This window comes from Tamlana flava (genome assembly GCF_041287255.1).
Lineage (GTDB): Bacteria > Bacteroidota > Bacteroidia > Flavobacteriales > Flavobacteriaceae > Tamlana > Tamlana flava.
In genome coordinates, this window is record NZ_JBGGTX010000004.1 from 595,170 (window position 1) to 601,327 (window position 6,158).

Genomic DNA, 6,158 nt, shown 5'->3' on the forward strand with positions numbered 1-6,158 from the left:
TGATTGCGATTTTGGAATTATAACTTTGCAATGAAATAATCAGAAAAATTGAAATTTATGAAAATAGGAATTGTTTGTTACCCAACATTTGGTGGTAGTGGCGTAGTGGCTACAGAGCTAGGTTTAGAGCTATCTAAACGTGGACACGAAATACATTTTATTACTTACAATCAGCCCGTAAGATTGGAACTTTTAAGTAATAATGTGCACTATCATGAGGTAACTGTTCCAGAATATCCATTGTTTCACTACCAACCTTACGAGCTAGCCTTATCAAGTAAATTGGTTGATATGGTTAAACTTCATAAAATAGAAATTGTTCATGTGCATTATGCCATTCCACATGCCTACGCCGCTTACATGGCCAAGAAAATGCTTAATGAAGAAGGTATTTATCTGCCCATTGTAACAACCCTGCATGGCACAGATATAACGCTTGTTGGCAACCATCCGTTTTATAAACCAGCGGTGACGTTTAGCATTAATAAATCAGATGCAGTTACGGCAGTCTCAAAAAGTTTAAAGGAAGACACACTTCGGTTATTTGATGTAAAAAATGAGATTCATGTCGTACCTAATTTCATTGATTTGGAAAAATACAACCACGAAAGTTACACAGATTGCCAAAGGGCCATTATGGCAAAAGATGATGAAAAAATTATTGCGCACATCAGTAATTTAAGACCGGTTAAAAGGGTTCAGGACGTTATTAGTGTCTTTTACAATATCCAAAAGGAAATGCCGGCCAAACTTATGTTTATAGGTGAAGGGCCAGAAAAAGAACGTGTGGAAATGCGTTGTCAAGAACTTGGTATTTTAGACCAAGTGGTTTTCTTCGGAAAAAGTAACGAGATAGATAAAATACTACGTTTTAGTGATTTGTTTTTGTTGACATCGGAAACTGAAAGTTTTGGTTTGGCCGCCCTAGAAGCCATGGCATCTGGGGTCCCCGTTATTTCAAGCAATACAGGAGGCATTCCAGAAGTGAATGTCCATGGTGTCTCCGGCTTTTTAAGCAATGTTGGCGATGTTGCAGACATGACCAAAAACGCCTTGTATATTCTAAGTGATATAAATAGATTAAACCAGTTCAAAGCTAATGCACGAAAAGAAGCTTTGAAATTTGATTTGCACAAAATTGTACCACAATACGAAGCTATTTATGAAGACACTTTAGCTAAGTGTCTTGTGCTTTAGCTAGCAAGGGGTTTACTCTTTTCTTTACAGTCTTTTATTTTACTTTAACGACTATAAAATTTGTTCTTCTATTAAGAGCATGCTCGGCTTCAGAGCAACGAATCGTTCCGTGAGAACTATTTACCAAGTTTTATTCTTGTAAATCTGTTGAAGCCATTAATATTATCGACACCTTGGCCTCCTTCTCTGTTCGAAGCAAAATATATGGTTAAGAAGAACAAAGACCTATAAAGGGCAACAGATTAACTTATTCCATTTTTATCACTATAAATTGCGTGCGTCTGTTCAATTGGTGAGCCTCTTCTTCACAATCATCACTTCCGTCACAACCATTAGTTAACCTACGTTCACCAAATCCTTCATGAGCAGTAATTCTTTCAGGAGCTATACCTTTAGAGATTAAATATTCGTAAGTTGAGTTTGCTCTATCTATCGATAATTTATCGTTGTAAGATAGTGAACCTCTAGAGTCTGTATGAGACTCAATACGTATAACCATGTCTGGATATTGATTTTGCATTAAATCAGCAATTTTGTCTAATTCCAGTGCAGCATCTTCTCTAATGTTATATTTATCAAAATCGAAATAGATAGTATTTAACTCAGCCAGTTTAACCACATCTTCTACAGGGTTTAATAATAAATTAGCAGTGATGGTCTTTAACTCGGTTTTGATATTTTTAGAAGTAAATGTTCTATAATCTTCTATATATTTGTCATGACTACCAGTCACTTTATAATCTTCATCTCTATCTATATTAATTTCATAGAAGCCTTTGTCGTCTGTTTCTAAATAAGCTATTTCATTACCTTTTGAATTATATAACTTAATTGTCGCATTAGTGATAGGGTTACCATTAATAGCATCGGAAACAACACCTTCTACTTCAAGAGGCGGAATTCTGTTATATGCATAAATATCATCATCGCCTTTACCTCCAGACCTATTTGAAGCAAAATAACCAGATGTTCCATTTGCACTCATGGTAAATGAAAAATCGTCTTTACTAGAGTTTACCGGTTTACCTAGATTAATAACATCAACAATGTTGTCGTTTTCATCCTTGATAGTGGCAAAAACATCTAGTAAACCTATACCAACATGCCCGTCTGAAGAAAAGAATAATGTACCTTCGGTATTTATAAAAGGAAAACCTTCAGCATTTTGAGTGTTTACTACATCTCCCAAGTTTTTAGGTTCACCTAGCACGCCATCAGGAGAAATACTAACCACATAAATATCTGAACCTCCAAGCCCACCTGGTCTATCTGATGCAAAATACAATTTAGAATCATCGCTATTTAGTGCAGCATGCTGTGTTGAAAAATCATCACTGTTAATTGGTAAGTCTTCAATGTCTGTCCAGATACTATCTCTGAAAGTAGCTCTGTAAATTTTCATATTGGTTAAACCTTTGTTGTCTTTTTTCTCAACATTATTTTTAAAATTATTACGTGAAAAATACATGTATTTACCATCTTTAGTTATGGTAACCGGACCGTCATGAAAAACAGAATTCACATCTCCTTGAAGTTTGTAGGTATGATCAACTACTTCTTCAGAATCAAGTTTGGCAACATAAACATCTAAAAAGGGTTGTTCATTCCATCCATAAAGACGTTTTATGGACACTCCTTCATCTCTAGACGAGGTGAAATATACTTTCCCATCGTGTTCGAAAGCACCAAAATCACTAAACTCTGAATTAAAATTAAATTTATTTAAAAAGTACTGTTGCTTAGCATTAAAAACATTGGTTGAATAATTAGGAGCTTTAGAGAAGTCATTTTTATTTACAACCCCACCAGAATCTTTAAAACGTTGCAACCATTTTTCAGATTCTTTATAATTTTCAATACCTCTTAATGATTGTGCGTAGCTGTAATAATACTCGACAGGCACGTTGTCTTGTTCTACCACTTTTTTATAATATTTAGAGGCATTTTTAGGGTCTCTTAATAGAGCATAACAGTCTGCCAGTTTTCTGGTTGCATAATCCTTATTGTAATTGTTTGCAATAAGTTCTTTATAAACTTCTGTTGCTTTTACAAAAGAAAATTTATTGAATAGAGTGTCTGCTTTCTTTTGTTTTCCTTGTTGAGCAAATACAGAACAGGTTAACAATAATGCAGCGAAAACTAATATGTAATTTTTTATCTTCATATCTAAAAGGTATTAGAAGTATCTAGGTGATTTTAGTTTAGAATTTAAGAACTTGAATTCATAAATAAGTAAAATTTCGTGTGTGCCTGTTGTATAATCTGCTATATCTGAAATTGGCTTTTCGTATGCATAGCCAACACGCAATTGTCTTGACACTTGAAAATCTGCAATACCACCAATGGCTGCAGTTTGCTCATTGATTCTGTATGAACCGCCTAACCAAAACTTTTCATTAAATAAGAAATTTGCAGTTAGGTCATAAGATACGGGGGCACCATTTGTCGCTTTAATTAATGCCGCAGGCTTAAACTTAATCGTATTGTTTAAATCAATAACGCCACCTACTGTAAAATAGTAACTAATGCGCTCTAAGGCTTCAAAGTCGTTGTTTTTGTTACTGAAATCGTTGTTCAATATTCTTGGTGCGGATAAACCCGCATAAACTCTATTAGTACTCCAGTAAACTCCAGCACCTACATTTGGTGTCCACCTATCTTCTGTCCCATAGATTAATGGGTCGGATTGATTCGCTTGATCCAAACGAAAATCGGTATCAAAACTAAATTGGGTGAATCCTCCCTTAACACCAAATGCCAGTTTCCCTGTATCTCCTGTTGGAATACTATATGAAAAATCAGCATATAGATATGAAAAATTTTGTGGGCCTAAATCATCTTCAATAAAAGATAAGCCCAATCCAACTCTATCATTACGTAATGGTGTATGGATAGAAAGTGTTTGTGTGATGGGGCCACCTTTAAAACCAACCCATTGGCTTCGGTGTAGGCCAACTATACTGAGCGCCTCTCTGCTTCCCGCATAAGCCGGGTTTATAGAGATGGTGTTGTACATGTACTGTGTAAATTGCGGTAACTGTTGTGCCGCTCCGAAAACACAGCTGAACAGCGCCATAGCGATTATATTATATTTTATAAATTTCATCTGTTTAAGTTTTACGTTCTTGATTTTTCAGATGTCATTCACCATAACGGCCATTTCGGTTTAATTTCGAAATACTGTTAGGGCTCATTTCATAGGTTATTGTTATTTGGTTCCTAAATATACGGGGCCTGTAAATGGGCTCAGTCCACTATCCCTTAAATTTATGATGTAATAATATGTTCCGTTAGGCAGTTTGCCCGCACTACCGAACGATGAGCTCGGCGAGCTTCCATTCCAGTCACCATTAGAGCCGGATGTCGTTATGCTGCCCAATGTGTAATCGTTGGATTCATAAACTAAAGCGCCCCAACGGTTGAATATCTTTACCTCGGCAGTAAATCCACAAAGGTCGATACCGGCAATGTCGAAAGTATCGTTGAAACCGTCGCCATTAGGCGTTACAGCCTTTGATATAATAATAGAGCTTTCTCCGCAGGGCAGTACTTTACACTTAGCGTCTATGACCATGGTTACATCAGTGATGTTGATGCACCCGTTTTCTAATCCAGTAAAGCGTAATACATAGGTAATTCCTTCTGTATTTGGATTAAATTCATCGGTATAGGCATCTTCTAAATTGGTCGGGTCGAAGATATCTCCATTAATGGTTGCGAGTGGATTGCCTTCAATAATCTCCCAGGTTCCATTTATAGCGTCTTCGGAAAGGAAGTTGCTAAGGTTGACCAAGCCGTCATCAAAACATCTGTCTGGGGCACTAATCTCAGTATAGACTTCATCCAATGAAACATTCACGGTCTGAGTATAGACGGCCTCGTTGTTGCAGGCATCGCGAACGGTCCATGTCCTTATAACTTGATAATCGGCCAAAATGGTCTCGTCAAAAGTATTCGTTTCTTCAAACTCCACAATAATGTTTGTTGAACAGTTATCGGAAAACTCTAGTTCGGGAGCAGTTTCAATATCGTAACAACTGGTGCTTATGGTTTGTTCGTAAGCTGTTGTTGGTACCGGTGCCGTTGTATCCTCAACGGTAATGGTCTGTGTATGGGTTGTTGTGAGTCCGCACTCGTCGGTTGCCGTCCACGTACGGGCTATAATATAGTTGTTTGCACAACTACCATCGGTTCTGGTATCACTAACTGTTACTACTGCATCACCACAACTGTCTGTTGCAGTTAAAGTTTCAGCGGCAGGTATGGCATCACACTCCACGGTGATATCGCCTGGTAGGGTATCAACAAAAGTAGGTGGTGTGGTATCCTCAACGGTAATGGTCTGGGTGTGTACTGTTGTGAGTCCACACTCGTCGGTTGCCGTCCACGTACGGGCTATAATATAGTTGTTTGCACAACTACCATCGGTTCTGGTATCACTCACTGTTACTACTGCATCACCACAACTGTCTGTTGCAGTTAAAGTTTCAGCGGTAGGCACCGCATCACACTCCACGGTGATATCGCCTGGTAGCGCTTCAACAAAAGTAGGGGCGGTTGTGTCCTGTACAGTTATAGTTTGTGTATGTACGGTTTCTAGACCACACTCATCCGTAGCCGTCCAGGTACGAGCTAACGAGTAGCTAGAAGGACAATCACCATCGGTTCTAACTTCATTGAAAGTTACCGTAGCAGTACCACAGTTATCGGTGGCCGTAAGCGTTTCAGCAGTAGGCACCGCATCACATTCCACAGTGGCATCAGCAGGTAGGGCCTCAACAAAAGTAGGGGCGGTTGTGTCCTGTACAGTTATAGTTTGTGTATGTACGGTTTCTAGACCACACTCATCCGTAGCCGTCCAGGTACGAGCTAACGAGTAGCTAGAAGGACAATCACCATCGGTTCTAACTTCATTGAAAGTTACCGTAGCAGTACCACAGTTATCGGTGGCCGTAAGCGTT

General features: G+C 38.2%; 4 protein-coding genes. 1 reads left to right on the forward strand and 3 read right to left on the reverse strand.

The window, feature by feature from the left end; translation table 11 throughout:
• Positions 1-57 precede the first annotated feature (57 nt).
• The gene (gene bshA / locus ACB104_RS14340) at positions 58-1,197 is read left to right on the forward strand and encodes an N-acetyl-alpha-D-glucosaminyl L-malate synthase BshA (protein WP_370479806.1); all 1,140 of its coding nucleotides are present in this window, start codon (positions 58-60) and stop codon (positions 1,195-1,197) included.
• Positions 1,198-1,444: 247 nt separating this feature from the next.
• Here the strand turns inward: bshA and ACB104_RS14345 are convergent, their stop codons facing one another.
• From ACB104_RS14345 to ACB104_RS14355, 3 genes are all read right to left on the reverse strand, one after another.
• Positions 1,445-3,361 (reverse strand): OmpA family protein, encoded by a 1,917-nt coding sequence (locus tag ACB104_RS14345; protein WP_370479808.1) that lies wholly within the window; start codon positions 3,359-3,361, stop codon positions 1,445-1,447.
• Positions 3,362-3,373: 12 nt separating this feature from the next.
• Positions 3,374-4,303, reverse strand: coding sequence for a PorP/SprF family type IX secretion system membrane protein (locus tag ACB104_RS14350; RefSeq protein WP_370479809.1), 930 nt, complete (start codon positions 4,301-4,303; stop codon positions 3,374-3,376).
• A gap of 102 nt (positions 4,304-4,405) precedes the next feature.
• The coding region (locus ACB104_RS14355) for a T9SS type B sorting domain-containing protein (RefSeq protein WP_370479811.1) at positions 4,406-6,158 on the reverse strand (1,753 nt) is incomplete at its 5' end.

Bases quoted from the DNA above. Each gene is read 5' to 3' on its own strand.
- bshA (WP_370479806.1), top strand. From the start codon at position 58: ATGAAAATAGGAATTGTTTGTTACCCAACATTTGGTGGTAGTGGCGTA.
- ACB104_RS14345 (WP_370479808.1), bottom strand. From the start codon at position 3,361: ATGAAGATAAAAAATTACATATTAGTTTTCGCTGCATTATTGTTAACC.
- ACB104_RS14350 (WP_370479809.1), bottom strand. From the start codon at position 4,303: ATGAAATTTATAAAATATAATATAATCGCTATGGCGCTGTTCAGCTGT.